Raw genomic sequence first — 280 nt, 5'->3', positions numbered from 1 at the left:
CTACCAAACGCTGGTTGATGGACAACGGTTCACACTGCTGGGTAAGCAGTAAAAAACACCACAGGTCTGGGAACCTGTGGTGTTTTTTTATGTGGCGATCACCAGCCGCCAGAAGCGCCGCCCCCACCGGAGGAGCCCCCACAAAAGGAACCCCATGAATCATTGGAAGAGGAACTGTCACTCGATGACCAGTTGCTGGAATTATAGTTGGAAGACAAATAGCTTGTGGTGAGGATATCACCGTTACCATTGTACAAGGTATCCCCCACCAGCACGCGGC

At 52.1% G+C, this 280-nt stretch carries 1 protein-coding gene; it reads right to left on the bottom strand.

All coding sequences use genetic code 11. From position 1 onward, the window contains the following. Positions 1 to 98: 98 nt before the first annotated feature. Positions 99 to 280: hypothetical protein (locus Q5762_RS38030; protein WP_399495583.1), on the bottom strand; the 182-nt coding region annotated here is incomplete at its 5' end.

Origin of the sequence: Streptomyces sp. P9(2023), from assembly GCF_032436795.1 — a bacterium.
Lineage (GTDB): Bacteria > Actinomycetota > Actinomycetes > Streptomycetales > Streptomycetaceae > Streptomyces.
This window is presented reverse-complemented; position numbering and strand designations above follow the sequence as displayed.